Raw genomic sequence first — 279 nt, 5'->3', positions numbered from 1 at the left:
TTAAGTTTTCAAATACGCTCATTTTTTCCTCTTTCCACGATGAATACATCCCCTTGTCTTGTAATTTCGATATTATATTTAAGCATTGGTAAAATATATCCGTCTTCCCAATAGCTCCATAATTCACTTATCAAGCCATATAAGCACTCGTTAGGCCCAACCCTATACTTTATCTCGTTCATTTCTTCAAGCTCTTTAGACAGCTTTCTGACGCCTCTAGCATAATGTTTGCTTGCTTTTTCTTCTGCCCTTAAACTTTTGTAGTTGCTTTTCATATAT

The 279-nt window shown here is 35.1% G+C and carries 1 protein-coding gene; it reads right to left on the bottom strand.

Features of this window, described 5'->3' with window-relative positions; all coding sequences use genetic code 11:
* Window positions 1-8 precede the first annotated feature (8 nt).
* The coding region (locus FDX22_RS20660; RefSeq protein ID WP_212732833.1) for a hypothetical protein at window positions 9-279 on the bottom strand (271 nt) is incomplete at its 5' end.

The organism is Citrobacter sp. TBCS-14 (genome assembly GCF_005280805.1).
Lineage (GTDB): Bacteria > Pseudomonadota > Gammaproteobacteria > Enterobacterales > Enterobacteriaceae > Citrobacter > Citrobacter gillenii.
This window is presented reverse-complemented; position numbering and strand designations above follow the sequence as displayed.